This is a genomic window from Embleya sp. NPDC020886 (assembly GCF_044333915.1).
Classification (GTDB): Bacteria; Actinomycetota; Actinomycetes; order Streptomycetales; family Streptomycetaceae; genus Embleya.
Genome location: NZ_JBIRRX010000019.1, coordinates 48,008 through 70,173, shown reverse-complemented (window position 1 = coordinate 70,173; position 22,166 = coordinate 48,008). Strand labels below are relative to the sequence as shown.

Annotated in this window: 19 protein-coding genes; 8 read left to right on the top strand and 11 right to left on the bottom strand. The window is 72.7% G+C overall.

Annotated features, from left to right (window positions below):
- Positions 1 to 47: 47 nt before the first annotated feature.
- The 6 genes from ACH4U8_RS40255 to ACH4U8_RS40230 all read right to left on the bottom strand — a co-directional run bounded on the left by ACH4U8_RS40255 (position 48) and on the right by ACH4U8_RS40230 (position 7,048).
- The gene (locus tag ACH4U8_RS40255; protein WP_360312344.1) at positions 48 to 1,175 is read right to left on the bottom strand and encodes a zinc-binding dehydrogenase; all 1,128 of its coding nucleotides are present in this window, start codon (positions 1,173 to 1,175) and stop codon (positions 48 to 50) included.
- A 20-nt stretch (positions 1,176 to 1,195) separates the two neighbouring features.
- Complete coding sequence (locus ACH4U8_RS40250) at positions 1,196 to 2,068, bottom strand: branched-chain amino acid ABC transporter permease (RefSeq protein ID WP_360312346.1); 873 nt, start codon at positions 2,066 to 2,068, stop codon at positions 1,196 to 1,198.
- 99 nt (positions 2,069 to 2,167) lie between these two features.
- Complete coding sequence (locus ACH4U8_RS40245; RefSeq protein WP_379991998.1) at positions 2,168 to 3,337, bottom strand: ABC transporter substrate-binding protein; 1,170 nt, start codon at positions 3,335 to 3,337, stop codon at positions 2,168 to 2,170.
- A gap of 131 nt (positions 3,338 to 3,468) precedes the next feature.
- On the bottom strand, positions 3,469 to 5,304 hold the full coding sequence (locus tag ACH4U8_RS40240; protein WP_395783113.1) for an ATP-binding cassette domain-containing protein: 1,836 nt from the start codon (positions 5,302 to 5,304) through the stop codon (positions 3,469 to 3,471).
- Positions 5,301 to 6,101, bottom strand: coding sequence for an ABC transporter ATP-binding protein (locus ACH4U8_RS40235; RefSeq protein WP_395783111.1), 801 nt, complete (start codon positions 6,099 to 6,101; stop codon positions 5,301 to 5,303). The genes ACH4U8_RS40240 and ACH4U8_RS40235 overlap by 4 nt, the downstream gene beginning before the upstream one ends.
- The gene (locus tag ACH4U8_RS40230) at positions 6,098 to 7,048 is read right to left on the bottom strand and encodes an alpha/beta hydrolase (protein ID WP_360312354.1); all 951 of its coding nucleotides are present in this window, start codon (positions 7,046 to 7,048) and stop codon (positions 6,098 to 6,100) included. Before ACH4U8_RS40230 ends, ACH4U8_RS40235 begins: the two co-directional genes overlap by 4 nt.
- 91 nt (positions 7,049 to 7,139) lie before the next feature.
- Here ACH4U8_RS40230 and ACH4U8_RS40225 point away from each other — a divergent pair, with 91 nt between their 5' ends.
- Positions 7,140 to 8,546, top strand: coding sequence for an amidohydrolase (locus ACH4U8_RS40225; RefSeq protein WP_395783109.1), 1,407 nt, complete (start codon positions 7,140 to 7,142; stop codon positions 8,544 to 8,546).
- A gap of 80 nt (positions 8,547 to 8,626) precedes the next feature.
- A complete protein-coding gene (locus ACH4U8_RS40220) occupies positions 8,627 to 9,196 on the top strand; it encodes a cupin domain-containing protein (protein WP_395783107.1) in 570 nt (189 codons plus the stop codon).
- A gap of 27 nt (positions 9,197 to 9,223) precedes the next feature.
- Here ACH4U8_RS40220 and ACH4U8_RS40215 read toward each other — a convergent pair whose 3' ends face one another.
- Both ACH4U8_RS40215 and ACH4U8_RS40210 read right to left on the bottom strand, forming a co-directional pair.
- A complete protein-coding gene (locus tag ACH4U8_RS40215; RefSeq protein WP_395783105.1) occupies positions 9,224 to 9,775 on the bottom strand; it encodes an HdeD family acid-resistance protein in 552 nt (183 codons plus the stop codon).
- Positions 9,776 to 10,375: 600 nt separating this feature from the next.
- A complete protein-coding gene (locus tag ACH4U8_RS40210) occupies positions 10,376 to 10,825 on the bottom strand; it encodes a phospholipase (protein WP_379992001.1) in 450 nt (149 codons plus the stop codon).
- A 528-nt stretch (positions 10,826 to 11,353) separates the two neighbouring features.
- Between ACH4U8_RS40210 and ACH4U8_RS40205 the strand changes: the two genes are divergently transcribed.
- Complete coding sequence (locus ACH4U8_RS40205) at positions 11,354 to 11,875, top strand: GNAT family N-acetyltransferase (protein WP_360312362.1); 522 nt, start codon at positions 11,354 to 11,356, stop codon at positions 11,873 to 11,875.
- Positions 11,876 to 11,973: 98 nt separating this feature from the next.
- Here the strand turns inward: ACH4U8_RS40205 and ACH4U8_RS40200 are convergent, their stop codons facing one another.
- Positions 11,974 to 12,717, bottom strand: coding sequence for an SDR family oxidoreductase (locus ACH4U8_RS40200; RefSeq protein ID WP_395783103.1), 744 nt, complete (start codon positions 12,715 to 12,717; stop codon positions 11,974 to 11,976).
- 163 nt (positions 12,718 to 12,880) lie between these two features.
- Between ACH4U8_RS40200 and ACH4U8_RS40195 the strand changes: the two genes are divergently transcribed.
- The gene (locus tag ACH4U8_RS40195; RefSeq protein WP_360312366.1) at positions 12,881 to 13,354 is read left to right on the top strand and encodes an Rrf2 family transcriptional regulator; all 474 of its coding nucleotides are present in this window, start codon (positions 12,881 to 12,883) and stop codon (positions 13,352 to 13,354) included.
- A gap of 84 nt (positions 13,355 to 13,438) precedes the next feature.
- Here the strand turns inward: ACH4U8_RS40195 and ACH4U8_RS40190 are convergent, their stop codons facing one another.
- Both ACH4U8_RS40190 and ACH4U8_RS40185 read right to left on the bottom strand, forming a co-directional pair.
- Positions 13,439 to 15,130, bottom strand: a complete 1,692-nt coding sequence (locus ACH4U8_RS40190) for a purple acid phosphatase family protein (protein WP_395783101.1) — start codon at positions 15,128 to 15,130, stop codon at positions 13,439 to 13,441.
- A complete protein-coding gene (locus ACH4U8_RS40185) occupies positions 15,127 to 17,271 on the bottom strand; it encodes a hypothetical protein (RefSeq protein WP_395783099.1) in 2,145 nt (714 codons plus the stop codon). The genes ACH4U8_RS40190 and ACH4U8_RS40185 overlap by 4 nt, the downstream gene beginning before the upstream one ends.
- A gap of 507 nt (positions 17,272 to 17,778) precedes the next feature.
- Between ACH4U8_RS40185 and ACH4U8_RS40180 the strand changes: the two genes are divergently transcribed.
- The 4 genes from ACH4U8_RS40180 to ACH4U8_RS40165 are packed head-to-tail and all read left to right on the top strand — an operon-like array spanning position 17,779 to position 22,120.
- Complete coding sequence (locus ACH4U8_RS40180; protein ID WP_395783097.1) at positions 17,779 to 18,546, top strand: glycosyltransferase; 768 nt, start codon at positions 17,779 to 17,781, stop codon at positions 18,544 to 18,546.
- Positions 18,543 to 20,336: a glycosyl transferase gene (locus tag ACH4U8_RS40175; RefSeq protein ID WP_395783095.1), complete on the top strand. Its 1,794-nt coding sequence runs from the start codon at positions 18,543 to 18,545 to the stop codon at positions 20,334 to 20,336. The genes ACH4U8_RS40180 and ACH4U8_RS40175 overlap by 4 nt, the downstream gene beginning before the upstream one ends.
- Positions 20,326 to 20,952, top strand: a complete 627-nt coding sequence (locus ACH4U8_RS40170) for a SigE family RNA polymerase sigma factor (protein WP_395783093.1) — start codon at positions 20,326 to 20,328, stop codon at positions 20,950 to 20,952. Before ACH4U8_RS40175 ends, ACH4U8_RS40170 begins: the two co-directional genes overlap by 11 nt.
- A gap of 7 nt (positions 20,953 to 20,959) precedes the next feature.
- On the top strand, positions 20,960 to 22,120 hold the full coding sequence (locus tag ACH4U8_RS40165; RefSeq protein WP_395783091.1) for a hypothetical protein: 1,161 nt from the start codon (positions 20,960 to 20,962) through the stop codon (positions 22,118 to 22,120).
- Positions 22,121 to 22,166: the final 46 nt, after the last annotated feature.

Here is a 22,166-nt window from a genome sequence, read left to right as displayed (position 1 = left end):
ATCGGGTATTACGGATGGATCCGGCGCTGGAAAAGCAACCCGCGGGCTCACGGAAGCCATGGGTGCACGACGGCCTTGACCTGCTCCTGCCGCCCCATCGCGGCCAACGCCTCGCTCGCCCCCGACAGTCCGACCGGCTCGGCGAACAGCCGGTCCCAGTCGAAGCGTTGCCGGAAGTCGCGGAGAAACTCGACGGCCCGGTGATAGTCGCCCACATCACCGTTGAGCGAGCCGACGACATTGAGTTCCTTACCCATCACGGTCCCCAGCGGCAGCCGCTCCGGGGTCGGTCCGGTACTGCCCACGATCACGAACGTGCCGCCGAACGCCGCGAGTTCGACCGCCTCGGCGCCCACCCCGGGCGCCCCGGCCAGGTCCAGGACCAGGTCCGCGCCGCGCCCTCGGGTGGCCGCCAGCACCTCCTCGCGCCGGGCGGCCGGGTCGCCGTCCAGCCCGATGGCGACGTCCGCGCCGAACTCCTCGGCCAGGGCCAGCCGGCCCTCGGGCCCGCCGATGGTGATCACCGTCCGCGCGCCGCTCGCCTTGGCCATCGCACCGGCCACCAGGCCCAGTGCCCCGGCGCCCTGCACCACCACCTCGGCGCCGGGCCGGACCCCGCCCGCCCGGTCGAAGGCGTGCAGCACGGTCTTGACCGCGCACCCCGCGCACGCGGCCCAGGTGTCGGGCACGTCGTCCGGCACGAGCACCTTCTCCGCCCGCGGCCCCACGTAGGCGAATTCGGCCAACCCGGCCGTGGCGTACGGCCATTGATCCGAGCGCTGCCGGAAGCCGTAGCCCCGGTCCGCGCACCCCACCGGCCGCCGCAACACCGTGCAGGCGTAACACGTGCCGCACGTCGACTCGGACCAGCCGATCCGGTCGCCGACCCGCAGCGTGCGGCCCAGCGCGTCGATCGCACCCACCCCCACCGCCTCGATCACGCCGGTCATCTCGTGGCCGAGCACCATCGGCAACATGCCGGGAAAGCTCATCGCGCCGCGCCACAGGTGCACGTCGGTGGCGCACAGCGTGGCGCAGCCGATCCGGACCAACACGGCGCCGGGCTCGCACCGTTCGGGCAGCGCGATGTCCTCCAGGGTGAGCGGCTGGTCGTGCGCGCGCAGCACGGCGGCGCGGGTGGAGCCGTCCGGGGTGGAGCGGGTTCCCATGATCATCTGCGAACTCCGGTTCGTTGTCATCGACTGTGCGCGGTGTCCCAGATCTCGTGCCGGCTGCGCCACCACAGCAGCACCAGGATCACCAGGAACGGGATCACGCCGCGGTACTCGCGCACCGAATCCAGCGCGGCGGACATGCCTTCGAGGCAGCCGAGCAGCAGGCCGCCGGCCAACGTCAGCGGCAGGTTGCGGAACCCACCGACCATGGCCACCGCGAGCGCGGTGACGATCAGCTTGCCCAGGGTGGAGAAGTCGCCGCCCAGGCGCGGCGCGACCAGGATGATCACCAGCGCGGTGAGCGCGCCGATCGCCACCCATACCGCGGTGGCCAGGCGCGGCGCGGAGATGCCCACCACCTGTGCGGTGCCCGGGCGTTCGGACAGTGCCTGGAGCCGCAGCCCGACCAGGGTCTTGCGCAACATCAGTTCGACGCCGACGGTGATCAGCACCGCGAAGGCGATGGACACCAGCACGGCCTGGGAGACCACCACGTCGCCGATGCGGAACAGCGCCCCGTCGAAGGGCGCCGGGAAACGCCGCGCGCCGGTGGAGGTGGCGCCGAACAGCCGCAGCCCCACCGCCATCACCGCGACGTAGATGGCCACCGTGACGGCGGCCTTGGTGCGTTCGTTGTGCTCCCCGAACCAGCGGATCAGCACCGCGCCCAGGATGCCGGACAGGGCCGCGCTGACCGCGACACCGAGCACCAGCGCGGGCCATACGTTCAGACCGTCGTCGGTCAGGGACACCATCGTGAAGGCGCCCATCGCGCCGATCGCCGCCATCGCGAAGTTCACCACGGCCACCAGCCGATAGGTCAACACCACGCACAGGCCCAGCAGCGCGTAGCCCCCACCGCTGCTCAGGCCCGCGATCACCGAGTTCAACATGCTTGTCGAGCACCTCCTGCTCCGGGGCGCCGACCGCGCCGACCGCGTGGGCGGTCGGCGACGGTCGGGCCGGGGTGGATCGGTCGCACCGCGGCCGGGCTACTTCCTGCCGGGCACGATGAAGCCCTCGGGCAACACCTGCCACTTGCCGTCGACGGCCTTGACGAAACGGCTGCCCTGGACCGGGTTGTGCTTGTCGTCGGGGCCGAACACCCAGGGCGAACCCACCATCGGGTAGTCGATCGGGCTCATCTTCTTGAACGCCTCGGTGACCGACTTGCGGGTGATGTCGCCCTTCATGCCCTTGAGCACCTGGACGAACACGTCGGCGGACATCACCGCACCCTGGCTGAACGCGGTGCGCTGGATGCCGTGCTTGTCCATCAGCTGCGCCCAGCGCTCGTTGCCGGGCAGCGTCACGTCGGTGTACGGCTGCCACTCGGTGCCGACGTAGGCCCGCATGCCCGCGGGCACCAGCTTGGCGTTCGCGTCGGTGTAGCTGTTGGCGCCCATGATGAAGTCGACGTTCTGCATGCCCTGCGTCTGCGCCTGGGCGAACCAGGGCCCGACCTGGGCGTTGTAGAGCACGGCCTGACAGCCGGCCTGCTTGGCGGCGATCAGGTGCGGCGTGGGGTCGCCCTCGCCGACGGCGGTGTCCTTGGCGGCGAGTTGCTTGCCGGTGAGGTCGCTCCACTCCTTGATCGCGTCGCTGATCCCGCCGCCGCTGCCGGGCAGGGTGGTGTAGTACAGACAGACCTTGTCGTGGTGCAGCGTCTCGGACGCGTAGTACAGCATCGCGGTGAGCAGCTTGAACGGGCCGGGGTTGACCGGCGCGATGTCGGGGCTGTTGAAGCACGCGGGGTCGACGCCGACGGCCGGGATGGAGACGATCTTCGCGCTCTTGTACGCGGCCCGGTTGACCCCGCAGTCGACCGCGCTGGAGGAGCCGACCAGGGCGACCACGCCCTTGGACTGCACGAGTTCCACCTCGTTCTCGGTGGAACGCTGCGGGTTCATCGCGTCGTCCTTGCTGATCAATTCGAGCTTGCGGCCGTTGATCCCGCCGGCCGCGTTGACCTCGTCGAAGACGGCCTTGACCGCCTGTGGGACCTCCGGGGTCTGGAACAGCCCGGTGATTCCGTTGATCGAGCCGACCTTGATGGCGCCGCTGGTGGAGCCGCCGTCGCTGCCGTCGCCGGCGCACGCCGTCGCGGACAGGGCGAGCGCGATGACGGCGACGGCCGTCCGGCTCACGAGGGAACGCTTCATGGGAACGTCCTTGTCATGGTGGATCGGTACGCAGTCGATCCGATCGAAGGCATGCCGGGGGAACCCGGGTCGGCGTCGAGGCACACGCGCGACGCGGGGGCGGTACGGGTGGATCGGGCCCGGGCGGGCGGTCAGCCGGTGGGGGTGACGATCGCGGTCGGGGGGACCGCGCCGTCGGGGGTGTCGGCGCCGCCGAGGTAGGCGGCGGACACCGCGGGATCGCGCAGGACGTCCTCGGTGGGGCCGGCGGCGATCACCTTGCCGAAGTCCAGCACGGTGACCTCGCGGCAGGCCACCCGCACCAGTTCCATGTCGTGTTCGACCAGCAGGATGGCCACTCCGTAGCGTTGCGGCACCTGGGCGAGTCGAGCTCCCAGGCGCAGCGATTCGGCGGCGGATTGGCCGGCGGCGGGTTCGTCGAGCAGGGCCACCGCGGGTCGCGCGGCGATCGCTGCGGCCACGTCGAGCAACCGGCGGGTGCCGGCGTCGACGATCGAGATGGGCAGGTCGCCCACCGGACAGCCGAAGAATTCCAGGAGTTCGTCGGCCTCGTCCCGTCCGAGCCGCCGACCCGCGCCGATGTCGAGGTATTCGTACTGGGTCAACTCGGGGGCGATCAGGGTGGTTTGGAAGGTGCGCCGCAGTCCCCGGGCCGCGCGGACCTGCGGAGCCAGGCGATCGATGGGTACGCCGTCCAGCCGGACCGAACCGGGGAGCCGACCCAGGAAGCCGCCGACGGCGGAGATGAAGGTGGACTTGCCCGCGCCGTTGGGGCCGATCAGGCCGACCACGGTGCCGGCGGGCACGATCAGGTCGACCGCGTCCAGTGCGGTGACCGGGCCGTACTGCACCGTCAATCCGGTGACGGCCAGGGCCGGTTCGGTGCCCACTGGGCGGGCGGGAGCGCCCACGGTGCGCTCGGTCGGCGGTCCGGCGTCGGCGCGTTCGCGTTCGTCGTCGGCGGTGGTGGCGGCGGCCTCCTTGCGGGCCTTGGCCAGGCGTTTGCGGTTGCGGGTGAAGTCGGTCTGGCTCATCCCGCTGCGCAGCGCGAAGATCGGTACGACGCCGAAGATGATGCCGCCCAGGTCCTGGGGCAGCTTGACCTTTTCCAGGATGGTCGCCGTCGCGGCACCGAACACCCCGCTCATCACCGCGCCTTCGGGGTGGTGCGGGCCGATCAGGATGGCGATCGCGAACAGCGTGACGGACTGGCCCATGGCGAAGTTGCCGGAGACCACCAGGCCGAGTTGGCCGGCCATCAGTCCGCCGCCGATGCCGGCGATGAACGCGCTGATCGCGAAGGCGGCGAGTTTGCTGCGGGCCACCGAGATGCCGTGTGAGGCGGCGAGCCTTTCGGAGTGCCGCAGTTCGAGCCAGGAGCGGCCGAGCCGGGTCTTGTCCAGGGCGGCCAGGCCCAGCGCGATCACGGTGAAGACGATGACGACCAGGACGAAGTAGTCGGCGTTGCTGGTGAACGCGGCCGGTCGGGCCACGGTCACCAGTTCCTCGGTGCCGGGGAACTGCTTGGCGTTGAGCACGATGTCGGTGGACACCGCCGCGCCGAAGGTGATCACGGCGAGGTTGACACCGCGAACGCGCAGTGCGGGCAGGCCGATCAGCACGCCCACGGGTGCGGCGGCCAGCCCGCCGAGGACCAGCCACACGAGCAGGCCGCCGGGGGCGTCGGCGAGGTTGAGCCGCATCACCACCCAGGCGCCGATGGCGGCGAAGGAGAGTTGGCACAGCGACATGACGCCGGCGCGGCCGACGATCACACCGTAGCTCTGCATGATCACGGCGCCGATCACGCTGGTGATGGCGAGGTAGAGCCAGTAGGGCGAGAGGATGTTGGGGATCGCGACGCAGGCCACGATCGCGAAGGCGATCATGCCGGTCGCGGAGCGCTTGTCGATCAGGTCCATGGCGGTGGATTTCCGGCCGGCGGGGGTTTTGGTGGTGGAAGTCATCGGCTGCCACCGCCGATTCGGGCGGGCTCGGCGGCGGGGCCGGGTGGGTCGGTGGGTCGCGGTGCGGTGATCGAGCCGAAGTAGTACTCGTGCAGAAGTTCGGGTTTGCCGCGCAGTTCGGCGCACGGTCCGTCGTGCACGATGCGACCCTTGCGCAGGACGTAGGCGTGCGTGCCGACGCCGAGGGCGAGGTTGGCGAACTGTTCGATGAGCAGGATGGCCAGTCCCTCGGCGGCGAGTTCGCCGACCACGCGCATCAGCCGATGGACCACCATGGGGGCCAGGCCGAGCGACATCTCGTCGACCAGGACCACCTTGGGGTCGGTGACCAGGGCGCGGCCGAGCACGAGCATCTGCTGTTCGCCGCCGGAGAGATGGCCGGCCTGGAGGGTGCGGCGGCGGGCCAGTTCCGGGAAGAGTCGGTAGACGGTGTCCGGATCGCCGGCGCCGGCGCGGGCGACCAGCAGGTTCTGTTCGACGGTGAGGGTGCGGAAGGTGGTGCGGGCCTGTTCGACGTAGCCGACGCCGGCCCGGGCGCGCTTGTGCACGGGCAGCTTGTGCACCGGGCGGTCGCCGAGTTCGATGGTGCCGGCCGTGGTGCGTACCAGGCCCGCGATGCCGTCCATCAGGGTGGTCTTGCCCGCGCCGTTGGCGCCCAGGAGCACGGTGACCGCGCCGGGGGCCACGTCCAGCGAGACATCGTGCACCACCGGGATCTCGTCCCGGGCGATGGCCACGCCCCGCAGCCGCAGCACGGCCGCGGTGTCCGCCTCGCGCGCCGGGCTCGCCGCGCTCATCCCGTCTTCCCGGCGAATGCGTCCCGCAGCGCCCCGACGACCAGTTCGTGCGCCCGCGCGGCATCGGTGAGATCGGTGGCGAGCAGCCCGAAGAAGCCGTGGATGAGCCCGTCGAAGCGCACCGTCCGGGCCGGGGTGCCGGCCGCGTTCAACGCCTTCGCGTAGTCCTCGCCCTCGTCGCGGAGCACGTCGTATTCGGCGCCCAGGACGAGTGCGGGCGGCAGCGCGGAGAGGTCGTCGGCGCGACTGGGCAGCAGGTACGGATCGGCCAGGTCGGCGGCGTCGCGCGGGTATTGGGTGAAGAACCAGTCCATGCTCGCCTTGGACAGGAAGTAGCCGTCGGCGAACTCCCGGTAGGAGGACCGCCCGTCGTCGGGATGGCCGACCACGGGCGACACGAGCACCTGGAGGGCGATCGGCGGGCCGCCCAGATCGCGGCTCTTGAGCGCGACCACGGCGGCCAGGTTGCCGCCCGCGCTCTCCCCGCCGACCGCGATCCGGGTGCCGTCCAGGCCCCACCGGTCGCCGTGTTCGTGCAGCCACCCCGGCACGGCGTAGCAGTCGTCGGCGGCGGCCGGGTACGGGTTCTCCGGCGCGAGGCGATAGTCGACCGAGACCACTGCGGTCTCGGCGCCGGCGCACACGACGCGACAGGCGTACTCGTTCTCGTCGAGACAGCCGATGGTCCAGCCGCCGCCGTGGAACCAGACCAGGACCGGGAACGGCCCGGGACCCTCGGGGGTGTAGAGGCGGACCGGGATGTCGCCGGCCGGTCCGGGGATCGTGGTGTCGCGGACCGAGCCCACGCTCGGCAGTCGCTCCGGCATCGACCAGGCGAGGGCGAACCCGTCCCGCATGGCCTGGGCGTCCAGGGCGACGGGAGCGGGTCCGGAGGCGCCGATCCGAGTGCGCTCGATGATGTCCTGGGCTTCCGGATGCAGGGGCACCGTTGCCTCCCAATCGACTCGCAAATCGTATCTGATTGCGTGTACGGTATGGGCTTCCGGTGGGCCTGTCCAGATCCCAGGAGGAAATTAAGTGCGCGACCACGAATCGCCGAACACCACCCGCCCGGCCGACCTGGTGCTCACCGGAGGTCGCGTGCACACCTTCGACGCCCGGGACCGAACCGCGAGTGCGATCGCCGTCACCGAGGGCCGCATCACCCACGTGGGCGAGGACGCCGACACCACCCCGCTGATCGGCCCCGACACGCGCGTGATCCCCCTGCACGGCGGCGCGGTGCTGCCCGGGATCAACGACTCCCACCTGCACGGGGTGTGGCTCGGCGCGATGTGGCCGCACCTGCTGATGGACCGACTGAGCGGCGACGGACACCCGGATCCGGCGGAGGCGCCCCCGGAGCCGGCGCTGCGTACGACGGCCGACCGGCAGGCCGCGATCCTGCGCACCCACGAACTGCTGGCCTCGCTCGGCGTGACCAGCTACACCGAACCGGGCCTGGGTCCCGGCGAGGACGACGGCGCGAGCGGCTGTTTCGGCTCCGCCGCACTCCGGGACTACGCCGCGTTGGCCGCGCAGGGTCGGCTCACCGCACGGGTCACCGCCCTGCTGCTCTTCGGCGAGCTGGACGGACCCAGCTCGGCGGACGCGTTCGCCGCCGGACTGCGCGGGTTCGCCGCGCCGGCCGACGTGGCGGGCTGGTTCCGGGTGGCCGGGGTGAAGATCTTCGCGGACGGCATCCCGCCGATGCGCAGCGCCTGGGTGTGCGAGCCCTACCCGGACGGGTCACACGGCTCGCTGCTGATCGACGGCGACACGGCCGAGCGACGCCGGCAACGGCTGGCCGGGATGATCCGCGCCGCGCACGCCGCCGGGCACCAGATCGGCGTGCACTCCACCGGCGACCGCACCTCCGCCGCGGTGGTCGCCGCACTGCGCGCCGCCCTGGACGAGCACCCGCGCCCCGACGCCCGGCACTACCTCATCCACGGCGACCTGCTGCATCCGGACACGCTGGCCGAGATGGCCGCGGCCGGCATCGGCCTGAACACCCAGCCCGGCATCGCGGTGGCCACCCGACACCTGCTCCACGACACGCTCGGCCCGCAGACCCTGGCCCGGATGTGTCCCACCCGCGAGGCACTCGACGCCGGCATCGACGTGTGCCTGAGTTCGGACGCCCCCGTCCTCACCCCCGACTGGCGCCGCGGCGTGGTCGCCGCCGTGACCCGCACCGGCGTCGACGGCACCGTGTGCGGCCCCGAGCAGCGCCTGGCCCTGCGCGAGGCGTTGCGCGCCTACACCGGCACACCCGCCCGCCAGGACGGCGCCGAATCGTGGAAGGGCTCGCTGGCACCCGGCATGGCGGCGGACCTGTGTGTCCTGGCCACCGACCCCTTCGCCACCGAACCCACCGCGCTCCCGGAAATCCCGATCACCCACACCGTGGTCGCCGGCCGGGTGGTGTATGAAAAGTCCTGAAGCCCCGCACCACCCCGACCGCCCGGCGCCGCCCCTCCCGGAACGACCCGGCCGGGCCCCACCCTCGCCAAGGACCCGTGATGACCCCAGGCCCCACCCCGCCGCCGTCCTCCCCACCTCCCGACGGGCGCGCCGAGGACCCGGTGCCGGGCCCGCACGGCACGATCGCCGGGACCGGCTTCCACCCGCACCTGCCCGACCCGGCCGGCGCCGGCTCGCCGCGACTGCGTCTGCACCACGTCCGCGCCGACGCCCTCGACACCGACACGACCCAGACGAGCGGCATGCGCCGCTTCGCCGCCGTCAGCAGGCACACGGTCGGATCCGAAAAGTTGTTCATGGGTCAGACCCACGTGGCCCCGGCCACCTCGTCCGGCGATCACCACCACGGCGACTCCGAGACCGCGATCCACGTGATCAGCGGGCATCCGGTCTTCGTCTTCGCCGACGACTCCTCCGGCGAGGTCCGCGAGGTCCGCCTCCGGGCGAGCCCCGGCGACTACATCTTCGTCCCGCCGTTCGTCCCGCACCGCGAGGAGAACCCGGACCCCGACACCGAAGCGGTGGTCGTGATCGCCCGCAGCACCCAGGAGGCCATCGTGGTCAACCTCCCCGGCCTGTACGCCCTGCACGACGACCCGCCGAGGTAACACCACCCGTCGGGGCCGGGGTCGCGGTCAGGGCAGCCGCGAGGACCGCGAGGCCGAACCCGCCTGCCAGGTCGCGTCCGAGCGACCCCGGCCCACGCCGATCGCCGCAGCGGCGCCGATCAGGCCCAGCACGATCAGCACGATGCCGGCCAACACGGCCAACACCTTGGTGCTCGTCACCGGAGCGGCCATCAGCACGATGCCGGCGACGATGTCCACGAGCCCGAAGAACACCATCCAGCCCCGACCGGGCAAACCCGCGTTGGCCAGCGCGCCCACCAGTTCGGCGATGCCGCGAACGAGCCAGCAGATACCGATCCACACGGCCAACACGGTGACCGAGCGCGAGCCACCGCCCAGACACAGGATGCCCAGCACCACGGACAACAGGCCGCTGACGATCAGCACCGCCCGCACCCCGCCCGCGAACAGCGCGCCCGCCCCCAGCACGAGCTGGATCACGCCGCTGACCAGCAGATACAGCCCGAACAAAACGGCCACCACCTGCACCGTCTGGGTCGGCCAGGCCAGTACGACCACACCCAGGACCACCGAGGCGAACGCGAGCACGAGCAGCATCCGCGACACCTCCGCCGGTCCCCATGCGGCTCCCGCCGACCGGTTCCCGACGCCACGAGAGATCGGGGACATGTTTCCTCCCGGTGATCGACGCTCGCGCCCACCCGGATCCGGCGAGCCGCTCGCGCGTACTCCCATCCACCGTCGCACGCACGCCGGCGGGACGCCGGCGCGCCCGCGCCCGCGATCCCGACCCGGCCTACGGAGCCGGCGGATGCGAGAGGCGACAGGAGTCGCAGCTGTACCTGGGTGCCGCCTGGGGCAGCTCGCGAGTGGTCCGAGCCCATTCCCGCACCAACGAATCGAACACCGGTGTCGCGCCCACCCCGATCGACCACATCTGCCGCGGCGCCCCGGGAGCACAGCCGAACGCTCCCGCACCCGGCCCGCACCAGCGCGTCACCGTCGAACTCGACTCGTCGTTCATGCCCTCCTTGATAGTTCCGAGGCAGGCCCCACTCGGTGCATCGGCGTGCGTTCCACTCGATCGGGTGACATATTGCGCCCCGGAGCGTGTGCATACGACGGGACCCGACCGAAGCCTCCGGCCGGGTCCCGCCGTACCGCGCCGGGCGGCGGGGAGGCCGCCGACCGTCCGGGTCAGCCCAGCAGCTTGACCGCCTGGTAGTAGGTCCAGGCCGTGGCGTTGCAGGTGCCGCGCGGCACGTCGCCGTACCCGGCACACACGCGCTTGAGGTCCTCGTACAGCGCACTGTCCAGCCGCGCCTTGTTCGCCGGGAAGGTGCCCGCGGCCTTGTAGTTGCGGTATCCGAAGTCGTGCCGGGCACAGGAGGTCTGGAACGGGAAGCCGAAGGGATTGTCGGGCGAGCCGGAGCAGTAGTCGGTGGACCAGTCGAAGCCGTAGGCGGCCCAGGAACCCTGGTTCTGCCGCGCCGAGTTCCAGGCGTTGTAGCTGTTGGCGCTGGTCTGGGTCCAACCGGACAACACCTGGGGCTTGTCCGAGGGGGCGGCCTGGGCCGGCGTGGTCGCGCCGAGTCCGGCGGCGACCGCCATCGAGGTACCGGCGAGAATTGTGGTCAGTCGACGCATCGAGAACCTCCAGGATGCCGGCGTTCCCGTCCGGGACGCCGGGAGCAGGGGTGAGCAGCCGAACTCGCCCGTCGAACTCCCCCGGCACGAACCGGCGATGCGGATTCGTGGTGGGGGGCGGCGAAGGGCGGAATCCATCTCACCGGATGGACCGACCGCGCGTCCATGACCCGACGTCATCACGTGACCGGTCCCGGCGCCCCGGAACCCGCCGGCGAAGCGAGGTGTCCGGTCGGCGGGACGCCCGAACCCGCCGACGACGCACGCCACTTCCCGGCCGTCGCCGGCGCGGTGCGACCGTGATCCCGGCGGCCTGCCACCGCCGCGAGAGTGGGTGCCCCTCCCGCCTGGCCACCCTCGTTTGGTAGGTTCCGTCGACACGTGATCACGCGTGCTCGCCGCCGCGACAAGGGAGGTTGATGAATATGGCCCGCGCCGGGTTCCACCGTCATGCCCTTGTCCGGGTCGTGCGCGCGTAATTCACCGCGTCGCCACCGACCCGGTCGTCTCGAACGACTGGAGTTTCGCGTGTCCTTCCCTGCTCTTCCCGTCGGTACGGACCTGACCACCGAGCGCCTGGTGCTACGGCCGTGGTCCGCCGACGACATCGCCGCCGTGCTCGCCGACGTGCGATCGCCGCACTGGGCGGCCGACTTCCCCGCCGAGGGCGACCGCGTCATCGCCGGTGTCATCGCCGACTCGTGCGACGACCCGACGGCGTCCGGCCACCGGCTGATCATCGAGCGGGAGACCGGGCTGGTGATCGGCAGCATCGGCCTGATGTGGCCGCCGACCGAAGGTGACCTGGAGTTCGGCTACGGCGTCGTCGCGTCCCGGCGCGGCCGCGGCTACGCCACCGAGGCCACCCGCGCCCTGGTCGCCTACGCGCTGACCCTCCCCCCGGTGCACACCGTGTACGCCGAGGTGGAGTCGACCAACCCGGCCTCGGTCCGGGTCCTGGAAAAGGCCGGCCTACGACGCCGAAACGGTGACTCGGCCGGCACCCGCTTCGACACCGCGGGCATGGACCCGGGTCCGGATCGGGCGTAGCCCGGCAGGGCCGGCGGCGGTGCGTCGCCGCCGGCCCGTTCCGGCTCCCGCCCCGGTGCGCCGACTCCCGGGCGGCGGGGGCGACTTGCCGGGTTCCGCTAGTGCTGTTCCGTGAGCCACTGGTCGAAGGTGGTCGGGGTGATGAGGGCGTCCTCGGCCGGGAGCAGGACGTCGCCGGCCATCGACGGGCCGAACAGGGACGACCAGGTCGGTACCAGCTTCACCGTGCGGCCGCGGGCCTGGTTCGTGCGGCGGGCCATGTCGACCAGGTCCTGGGTCTCGGGGCCGGCGATGCCGACATGGCGGCCTCGTGGCTCGCCGGTGGCGACGTCGGCGAGTACGTCGGCCACGTCGGCGGGGGCGATCGGCTGCACCAGCAGCGGCGCGATCGGGGCGACCCCGTCCTGCTCGGTCCAACTCACCACCGTGGCCGCGAAGTCGTGGAACTGCGTCGCCGGCACGATCGTCCACGGCACCGCGCCCTCGACGATCAAGCGCTCCTGCTCGCGCTTGCCGGCGTAGTGCGCGTTGCCCTCGACCCGGTCGATCCCGACGATCGACAGCAGCACGTGGTGGCGGACCCCGGCCCGCTCCTCGGCGGCCAGCAGGTTCCGGGTGGACGTGCCGAAGTAGGTCACCGTCCCGTCCCGGTCGGTCGCCGGTGCGCTGGTCGCGTCGACCACCGCCTCGACGCCGGCCAGGGCCTGGTCGAGGCCGTCGCCGGTGAGCAGGTCCACGCCCAGCGAACGGCTGATCCGCACCACGTCGTGGCCGTCCCGCTCCAGGGCGGCGACGGTGAGCGCGCCGATGTTTCCGGTCGCGCCGGCGATTGCGATCCGCATGATGATCTCTCCCTGTTCCGGTTCCACGCAGCCTTTTCCACGCAGCCTGTTCCACTCGGTCGCAGGCTCGATGCACCGCACGCTCGGTGCACTCGGGCTCGGTGCATCGCAGACACTATCACGGACTAAACAGGTCCATGATCTCTACGATAGACTGAGCCTCATGAAGTTGCCCGGGAGCACCGAATGGGTCCTGCACTGTGCCGCGTCGCTGGGCCAACTCGCCCCCGGGGCAAGTGCGTCGACCAACCAGCTCGCCGAGTACTACGACCTTCCGGCGCCCTATCTGGCCAAGCAACTGAAGGCCCTGGTCCGGGCCGGCCTGCTGGCGGCGACCACCGGCCCCAAGGGCGGATTCCGGCTCGCCCGACCCGCCGCGCGGATCACCCTGCTCCAGGTCGTCGAGGCCGTCGACGGCACGTCATCGCCCTACGAGTGCCGGGAGATCCGGCAGCAGGGCCGCGGCGCGCTGCCCCCCGAGGATTGCCAGGAGACCTGCATCCTGGCGGCGAAGATGGCCGAGGCGTACGAGGCTTGGCGCAGCAGCCTCGCCGGGGTCACCCTCGCCGACATCATCGCTTCGTTGCCGCCGACGGCACCGGCCCGCACCCGCGCGCGGCTGACCGGGGCGACCTGACGCACGGTATGCGCGGCCGGGCGCGGCCGGCGGGCGGCCTCGGTCGAACCGCTGTGCGATTCCCACCCGAGGCCGCCCGCGCGCTCAGCCGCTCGCGCGTGTCCCCCGCTCGCCCGCGCTCGCGGACGGGATCGGCGTACCCGCCTCCCGGACCAGCGTGATCGTGTCGATCTGCGCGCCCGTGGCGCTGAGCGTGCGGATCGTCATCGTGGTCTCCCGCCCGGCGGCGGCCGGTCGTACGTCGACGGCGATGAACGCGTTGCCACGAAAGCGCACCCGCGACCACTCCACGGTCTCGTCCAGCTTGCCCGCCTTGGTGTAGAAGCCGCCCTTGACCGCGTCGGTGACATCGGCGGGGCCGCCCGCGTAGGTCTCCGGCGCGGAGAACTCGTAGCCGCTCTTCCCGCCGCTGCCCACGGTCAGATAGGTGGTGCCGTCCGTCGCCGGCCGGATCCGGTCGCCGATGTCGGCCCGCCGGGTGCGCACCCCGCCGCGCATCGGATCGGCCCGCTCGTAGACGTGGTTGTGCCCGTTGATCACCAGGTCGACCTGGTAGCGGTCGAACAGCGGGATCCATTCCTCCCGGATCGCGCCGTCCGAGACGTGGTCGGTCGCCGTGCAGTAGGCGCAGTGGTGGAAGAAGGCCACCACGAAGTCGATCCCGGGCGTGCGCCGTAGCTGGGCCAGATGCCCGGCCAGCCAGGTCGTCTGCGCGCCGGAGGTGTAGCCGCGGTTGTGCGGGATCTCGTGCGAGACGTCGTTGGCGTCCAGGCTGACCACCGCGACGTTGCCGTAGCGGAAGCCGTACGTGGCATGCGCGTTGCGCGGCCCGTTGCCGGGCAGGTGCCAGCGGGCGAGATGGCCCCCGTAGCCGTCCGGCGAGTACAACGCCTCCATGTCGTGGTTGCCCATCGCCACCATCCACGGCACCGACGCCGCCACCGGGTCGATCATCCGCAGGTATTCGTCCCACACCTCCGGCTGGAGCTTGTCCGCGCCGTCGGCGCTGTGGTGGCTGGACGGCAGACCCGCGCCCGAGGCGGCATAGGAGATGTCGCCCGCGAGCAGGTGGAACACCGGGTTCTGGCGCACCATCAGCGTCTGGTTGGCGGCGGCGCCGAACTCCACGCCCTCGTCGCCGAACGCGGTGAAGGTGAACGGTTCCGGTACCCGGTCGGCCGCCGGCGCGGTGCGGAACGAGCCCACGGTGGCGGCGACCGAACCGGCGTCCAGGCCCTCGTGGCCCAGCGCGTAGTAGTAGCGCGTGCCCGGGTCGAGCCCGTCCAGCGCGGCGTGCAGGTGGTACTGGTCGTAGTCGAAGTAGGCCGAGGCGGGGTTGTCCGCGTACTCGATCAGGTGCGAGTGCAGGTGCCGGATCTCGGCCGGCACCACCTGGTCCAGTTGTTTGGGCGAGGTGCCCAGGCGCAGGAACGGACGACGCACCGGCTTGGGCACCTGCCAGCTCATCGCCGCCTGGCTGCGCGGGTCGGCGCCCAGGGCCAGGTGTCGGCCGGACGGCTTGAGCGCGTTCCCGTCGACGTAGTCAGTGCCCGAGAGCAACGACGGCGCCCGGCGCACGCCGGCCGACGAGGACGTACCGAACAGCGGAACGGCCGCGCCGCCGAGGCCGATCGCGGTGAGCACGCCGCGGCGCGAGAGGGTACGGCGCCGACTGCGCAGGTACTCGTGTTGTTCGGCGATGCTCATCGTCGCGGCGAGCCGGTCGGGCACGCCCGAGCGGGGCAGGTGGGGGTTCCGGTCGGGGACGGGGCTCATCGGGTGCTCCTGGAACGTGCGGCGAACATCAGGACGAGGCCGGCGCCGAGCGCGGCGGTACCGAGCAGGACGGGAAGGACCACATCGGCCCCGGTGCGCGACAGGCTGCCGCCGGCACCGGTGGCGGTCTCCGGGACGGTGCCGCCGGTACCGGAGTTGCCCGAATCGCCGGAGCCGCCGGTACCACCGGAACCACCGGAGCCACCGCCGTCCGAGCCCGGGGGCGACGTCGAGGTGCCGCCGGATCCGGTCGGCGTGGAGGTGTGCGACGGCCCGCCGGAGGGTTCACCGGTCGGCGGCAGCGTGGGCGGCCGGGTGGTCGGCGGCGCACTGGTCGGCGGCGCCGTGGTGGGCGGCGCGCTCGTGGGCGGCGCCGTGGTCGGCGGCACGCTCGTCGGCGGCGTCGTCGGCCGCTCCTGCCCGAGCGCCCAGCAGCCGCCGGCCGGCTTGAGCGCCGCCTGCCTCGCCGGGTCGCCACCATGGTGGTCGGCGCTCAGCGCGACCAGGGTCCACCCGTTCGGCACGATCGCCGCGGCCTGCGCGGGCCGGGTGCCGACCACGTGCGCGGCGGGCCCGGCCGGCCACGGCTGCCCCCAAGTCGGCCCGGCGCCGGTGGCCACCTCGTGCCGGGCCCCGGCCTCGTCGGCGAAGGTGAACACGGCCGAGTCGATCGCCGGAGCGCGCACCCCGCCGTCGCCCAGCACGGCCGTGAACACGGCGCGGTCGGCGGGGACTCGCCATTGGGCCGCCGTGACGCAGGACTCGGGCAGGTCGCCCACCCTGACCGCCGGGCCCTGCCAGGACGCGTGCCGTACCGGCCCCTCGTCGGTCGGGCTCGGCGGCGCCCCGGTCGTCGGGTCGGTCGATCCGGAGTCGCCGCCGCCGGGCGCGGGGAAGCTCCCGGCCTGCCCCTCGCCGTGGTCGCCGACCACCAGCACACCCTTGACGGGTGTCGCGCCCGGCGGCACGGCGAAGGTGAGCGAGGTGCCGTCGGCGGCCACGTGCAGCGCGTCGCCGGTGATCCGCTCGGGCGAACCGTCGACATACGCGCCGAGCCCGCCCGCGTCCAGGCCGGTCCCGGTCACCGTGACCGTGGCGCCCGGCCCGGCTCCGGGCGGGCCGAACCCGGTGACGGTGGTCGTGGGCAGCGCCGGGCGCCGGAACACCGCGGCCGGATCGCCCGCGGTCACCTCGGCGATCCGGGTGTCCAGGTAACGCTCGTTGCCGTCGATGCGCAGTTGCAGCGTGTCCCGGGCGTCGATGCCCACCCGCCACCGCATGTCGATGGTCACCCCCAGACCGGCCCGCGCGGAGTCGGGCGTGGTCGAGGTCAGGTCGGCGACCAGCACGGTCCAGGTCGCGTCCAGGAAGCCGGTGCCGTCGCCGAGCATGGCCCGGTACATCGCCGGATCGCCCTTGTACAGGCTCTTCATCACCAAGCCGTCGTCGTCGGTGCGGAAGTTGAGCGTGCGGGTGAGCAGGCCGCCCGGGATGCGTCCGTCCGGCAATTCGACGCGCTCCTCGCGCGGCGAACCGGGGAAGAAGGTCAGGCCGGTGACCGCGGTCGTGGCGCGCGGGGCCTCGGCGGCACCGGCCTGCGCCGGGGTGCTCGGCGCGCCGACCTCGGTGTGCACCTTGTCGATGTGCACCAGGGACGTCACCCCGACCACCTGGTCGAGTTCGCGGAACTGGTTGAGCGGATGGTCGAATCCGGTCACGTCCGACGCGGCGTTCAGGCTCTGCCCGGTACGCGAGACGTTCATCGTCGCCGACGCGATGGTGGGTGTGCGCTTGCCCAACGGCGTACCGGCCGGCACCGATCGTGTCGCCGCGGCGGTGCCGTCCGCCCCGGCGGCGGGCACGGTCAGCCAGTCCGCCGCGCGCGAGCGGGTGTCGCCGAAGCTCTCGTCGGGTCCGGAGGCCAGTTCGCTGTAGCTGCCGGATCGGGTGACCAGTCCGGGTGTCATGGCGCGCTGCTCACCGGTGAGGTGGTCGGCCCGCGCGGTGCGGGTCGGCGGCGACTCGGCGGCCGAGGAGATCATGGGGAAGAGCAGGACCAGCATTCCCAGCACGATCAGGGCGGCCGAGGCCCGTCGTAGCCGGAGAGCGCTGAGCAGGGGACGACTACGCGTTGTGCCCATGTGGAGGTGATGACCCGTCACTCATCCCGGCGCCGGCGGCTGCCCGTGGTGAGACCGTCGGGAGCGTGCTTGGGGTCGGGAAGCCGAAAGAACCGAACTCGACGAATTCCGGCCACGGAACGTCGACTTCGATCGTGAGTATGCAAGACGGGCGCGGCACGAATCCGGCTCGACGCAAACCTTCGACGGGAGTTGCGCCACCGTTCCCGCCCCATCGCTCCGAGGTTCACCGACCTGCGGCGATACTCGCAGGCCGACACCCGGGCGACTACACGGCGTAGCGATCGACGGGTCGGGATCGGCACATCGCCGCCCGGCGGACCGCCGACTCGGCACGGCGCACGCCGAACCGTCGGTCGGTCCGGCCGGCGGCGACCCGCCGTCCCGCGCCCGGCCGCGAGCGGCGCCCGAATGTGACCCACGTCATACAACCCGCCCCGACACCGGCCGTGTCACAGGGTTGTGAAGCGAACTCCTTGCGGGACCGAGCTGTCGGTCGTGATACCCGTGTTCAACGAGTCGCGGCGGCTGCCGGCGACGCTGGTGGCCGTCCTCGACCATCTCCGCAGCGCCGGGATCGTCTGGGAACTGATCGTCTCCGACGACGGATCCACCGACGATACGTACGACCTCGCCACCGCCGCGGCCGAGCACGACCCGCGGGTGCGCGTGGTGCGGCATCCGGTCAACCGGGGCAAGGGGCACGCGGTCCGCCGGGGTGTCGCGATCACGCGCGGCCGGCGGGTCCTGGTGTGCGACGCCGATCTGGCCACCCCGATCGCCGAGTTGGCTCGACTGCAAGCCGCCCTGGACGACGGCTTCGACGCGGCGATCGGCTCGCGCGGCGGGGCCTTCGCGGTGGATCGGCCGCCCGTGCGGCGGATGTTGTCCGATGTCGGCGGCCGGCTGATCCGGGCGGTCGCACTGCCCGGGACGGTGGACACCCAGTGCGGGTTCAAGCTGTTCGACGGCGCCAAGGCGCGCGCCGCGTTCGCGCGGGCGTGTGTGGACGGCTGGGCGTTCGACATCGAGGTGCTCCGGCTGTTCCGCGCCTGTGGGTGGAGCTTCGTCGAGGTGCCGGTCGCCTGGACCCACCAGAGCGGCTCGAAGTTGCGGCCCGGACACTGCCTGGAGGTGCTCACCGATCTGGCCCGGGTCCGCCTGCGGCACGGTCGCCCGCAGCGACCCGGCACGATGCCGGCCCGCGCGAACGGGGGTTCCGACGCCTCCCGGGACCCTTTCCGCGTCCCGCTGCCGCCGGGTCGGGCCGCATGACCACCGCACGCGAGGCCGTCGCCGCCGCACGCGAGGCGGTCACCGCGCCGCGCGCGCTCGGACTCGCGCGCACCGGGCGGATCGCCGACACGCTCGCCTGCACCGCCTACCTGGTTGCCTCGCTGGTGCTGTATCGCGGTTTGTGGGCCGGTGGTCCGGCCGGGCGATACCTCGTGGACAGCGGTCAGGACCAGCACCAGTGGGAGTGGTTCTTCGCGGTGACCGCGCGCGCCGTGGCGCACGGCGAGAACCCGCTGACCACGACGCTGCAGAACCACCCCGACGGGGTGAACCTGATGGCGAACACCTCGATGCCGGGGCTGTCCATCCCGCTCGCGCCGATCACCTGGCTGTTCGGGCCGGCCGCGACCTGGGCGATCGTGCTCACCGGCGGGCTGGCCGCGACGGCCGCCGCCTGGTACTATCTGATCTCCCGTCACCTGGTCGTCTCGCGACCGGCCGCCGCCCTCGGCGGGGCCTTCTGCGCGTTCGCCCCGCCGATGGTCTCGCACGCCAACGCGCACCCCAACCTGGCCGTGCTGTTCGTGCTCCCGCTGATCATCGACCGGCTGATCCGTCTCGCCGCCGGCCTGCGTCCGATCCGCGACGGCATCCTGCTCGGCCTGTTGACCACGTATCAGATCTTCCTCGGCGAAGAGGCGCTGCTGCTGGCCTCGACCGGCATCGCGCTGTTCGCGCTGACCTACGCGTGTGTCGCGCCGGCCGCCGCCCGCGCCGCGCTGCGCCCGCTGGCTCGCGGACTCCCCATCGGCGTGGCACTGTGCGGGGTCCTGATCGCCTATCCGCTGTGGTGGCAGTTCACCGGCCCGCAGAGCTACACCAACCTGCTGCACGGCCCGGCCGGCAACGACCTCGCGGCGCTGACCGCGTACGCCGACCGATCGCTCGCCGGCGACATCGACGTGTCCGCACGGCTGTCGATGAACCGCACCGAGGAGAACGCGTTCTTCGGCTGGCCCCTGTTGATCCTGGCCGGCGCGATCGCCGCCGCGCTGTGGCGCCGGGCCCTGACCAAGGCCCTCGTGGGCGTGCTGGTCGGCGCCGCACTGTGCTCGCTCGGCCCGGAGATCATCCTCGACGGCGAGCCCACCGGCATCTCCGGACCGTGGCGTTGGTTCGGGCAACTCCCGCTGTACGAATCGGTGTTGGAGAGCCGGTTCACCATGGTGTGCGTGCCCGTGCTGGGCATCCTGCTCGCGCTGGCCGCCCAGGCGGTGCGGGACGCGGGCGATCGGCGTTTGTGGTTGTCGTGGTGCGTCGCGGCGCTCCAGGCGCTGTTGCCGCTGCTGCCCCAGCCGCTGGCCTCCGCGCCGCGCGAGCCGACCCCGGCGTTCTTCGCGGACGGGACGTGGCGCCGCTTCACCGGCCCTGACCGGGCCATCGTGGCCGTACCGCTGCCGGATCCCTCCGACGCCCGCGCGCTGGGCTGGCAGGTCGACGCGGGGCTGGGCTTCCCGCTCGCCGAGGGGTACTTCGTCGGTCCGTTCGGACCGGACCGACTCGGCGGCTACGGCGCGGTCACCCGACCCACCTCGCAACTCCTGCGCGAGGTACGCGACGGCGGCGCGGTGCCGGAGGTGACCGAGGACGAACGGGCCCAGGCCCGCGCGGACCTCGCCTACTGGCGCGCGGACGCGGTGGTGCTCGGCCCGCACGCCAACCGGGAGGCACTGCGCGCGACCCTGGACCGCCTGCTCGGCCCGGGCGTACCGATCGACGGGGTGTGGTTGTGGGACGTCCGGGCAGGGGGTGCGGCCCGTGCCGGCTGAGCAGGCGGCCCCGTACCGTACCGAGGAGTTCACCGGGACGGACACGGGACCGGCGGGCACCCCGGCAGGTGTCGGGGCACACGTGGAGGGTGGTCGGGTGCGGCGCGGCGACGAGCACGCGTATACCGAATACGTGACCGCCCGCCTGCCCGCCCTCCGCCGGGTCGCCCGCCTGCTCTGCGGAGATCCGCACCATGCCGACGACATCGTGCAGAACACCATCACCCGGTTGTACGTGCACTGGCGGCGCGCGGCCGCGGCGAACGACCTCGACCGGTACGTACACCGGATGCTGGTGCGCGCGTTCCTCAACGAGCGCCGCCTGGCCTGGGCCCGGGTGCGGCTGATCGGCGCACCGCAGGAGACTCCGGCGCTGCCGGCACTGCCCGGGCCCGACGTGGAGACCCGGGACGCGGTCCGGATCGCGCTGTCCCGGGTGCCGCCCAGGCAGCGGGCCGTGCTGGTGTTGCGCTTCCTGTGCGATCTGCCGGTCGCCGAGGTGGCCGAGATCCTCGGCTGCTCGCAGGGCACGGTGAAGAGCCAGACCGCGCAGGGACTCGCACGACTGCGCACACTGCTGGACGGGCCGGTCGTGGCCCGCTGGGAAGGGGAGTAGACCGGCCATGGACACCGACGAGCACGAGGGCGCCCGACTACTGGCCGGGCTGCGCGAAACGCCGCAGACCGCGCCCGACGAACCCGGCGTCAACGTGGCCCGCGCGATCCGGGAGGGCCGGCGCACGGTCCGGATCCGGCGCGCGCTCGCGGTGACGGGCGGCGCCGTCGCGGTGGCACTGGTGGTGCTGGTGACGGTGTTGGTCGCCGCGCCGTTGCACAACGGTGCGACCGGTCCGGCCGCCGGCGGCACGTTCGACGTGCGGCAGCGGGCCTTCCAGGTGGGGTCGGCGGGCGGCTTCACGCCGGTGATCTACGAGACCGGCAAGTACCGCCAGCGGGTGATCCTGGGTCCGGAGAAGCCGGGTGGGGCGCCGGACGTGGCGGCCACCCGGGGGACGGTGACGATGTACGCGCCGGACCGGCTGCCCGGTGGCGAGGGCGGCCTGGGCGCGCCCGCCCCCTCGGTGAACGGGCACCCGGCCGCGTGGTTGACCGGACCGGCTCCGGTCGACGGCCGGATCGAACTGGCCTGGCAGTGGACGTCGGGCGGCTGGGGGGTCGCCTCGTTGGCCGGTCCCGCCGCCGACGCCGCCCGGGTGCACCGGGTCGCCGAGAGCGTGGCCACGGGCAGCCGCCGCCCGACCGGTGTGCCGGTGCAGTTGGACGAGGGCCTGCTGGCCCCCGGCGAACACCTGATCTCGCTGGTGGCCTCGGTCGGCGCGCAGGCCCAGGACGCGGTGTACGCGCTGCGCTTCGGCACGGTGGACCCGCCGAATCTCGACGGCACCGACCCGCCCTGGTTCGCCGTGGGCGTCGGCAAGGCACCGGCCGGCTTCGACGAGCGCCGGCCCGCACGGGTCACCCGCGCGGACGGGGCCTTCGTCGAATCGGACCCGCTCCTGGACAAGGCCCGGCTCACCGCGATCCTGGCGGGCATCCGGGCGGACGGGTATCCGTCGGCGGGCCCGACCGCGCCGACGAACATCCCGAGCACGGGCGATTCCCAGTCACCGCCCGCCTCCGCTCCGGAGAGCGAGGCGACGGCCACGGGATCGGCCACCACGATGGGCGCGGACCTCTCGACCGACGGCACCCCGAGCACGAGCAGCACGGGACCGAGTTCGGCCTCGCCCCCCACGGGTTCGGCGACGACCGCCGCCCGGTGAGCGCCGGGCCGGCGGACAGCGGCCGAGGCGCGTGCGGCGCGTACCA

Excerpts from the sequence above, each read along its gene's own strand:
- ACH4U8_RS40245 (WP_379991998.1), bottom strand. The coding sequence starts at position 3,337 with ATGAAGCGTTCCCTCGTGAGCCGGACGGCCGTCGCCGTCATCGCGCTC.
- ACH4U8_RS40175 (WP_395783095.1), top strand. The coding sequence starts at position 18,543 with ATGACCACCGCACGCGAGGCCGTCGCCGCCGCACGCGAGGCGGTCACC.
- ACH4U8_RS40235 (WP_395783111.1), bottom strand. The coding sequence starts at position 6,101 with ATGAGCGCGGCGAGCCCGGCGCGCGAGGCGGACACCGCGGCCGTGCTG.
- ACH4U8_RS40220 (WP_395783107.1), top strand. The coding sequence starts at position 8,627 with ATGACCCCAGGCCCCACCCCGCCGCCGTCCTCCCCACCTCCCGACGGG.
- ACH4U8_RS40210 (WP_379992001.1), bottom strand. The coding sequence starts at position 10,825 with ATGCGTCGACTGACCACAATTCTCGCCGGTACCTCGATGGCGGTCGCC.
- ACH4U8_RS40190 (WP_395783101.1), bottom strand. The coding sequence starts at position 15,130 with ATGAGCCCCGTCCCCGACCGGAACCCCCACCTGCCCCGCTCGGGCGTG.
- ACH4U8_RS40240 (WP_395783113.1), bottom strand. The coding sequence starts at position 5,304 with ATGACTTCCACCACCAAAACCCCCGCCGGCCGGAAATCCACCGCCATG.
- ACH4U8_RS40215 (WP_395783105.1), bottom strand. The coding sequence starts at position 9,775 with ATGCTGCTCGTGCTCGCGTTCGCCTCGGTGGTCCTGGGTGTGGTCGTA.
- ACH4U8_RS40200 (WP_395783103.1), bottom strand. The coding sequence starts at position 12,717 with ATGCGGATCGCAATCGCCGGCGCGACCGGAAACATCGGCGCGCTCACC.
- ACH4U8_RS40195 (WP_360312366.1), top strand. The coding sequence starts at position 12,881 with ATGAAGTTGCCCGGGAGCACCGAATGGGTCCTGCACTGTGCCGCGTCG.
- ACH4U8_RS40255 (WP_360312344.1), bottom strand. The coding sequence starts at position 1,175 with ATGATCATGGGAACCCGCTCCACCCCGGACGGCTCCACCCGCGCCGCC.
- ACH4U8_RS40250 (WP_360312346.1), bottom strand. The coding sequence starts at position 2,068 with ATGTTGAACTCGGTGATCGCGGGCCTGAGCAGCGGTGGGGGCTACGCG.
- ACH4U8_RS40165 (WP_395783091.1), top strand. The coding sequence starts at position 20,960 with ATGGACACCGACGAGCACGAGGGCGCCCGACTACTGGCCGGGCTGCGC.
- ACH4U8_RS40185 (WP_395783099.1), bottom strand. The coding sequence starts at position 17,271 with ATGGGCACAACGCGTAGTCGTCCCCTGCTCAGCGCTCTCCGGCTACGA.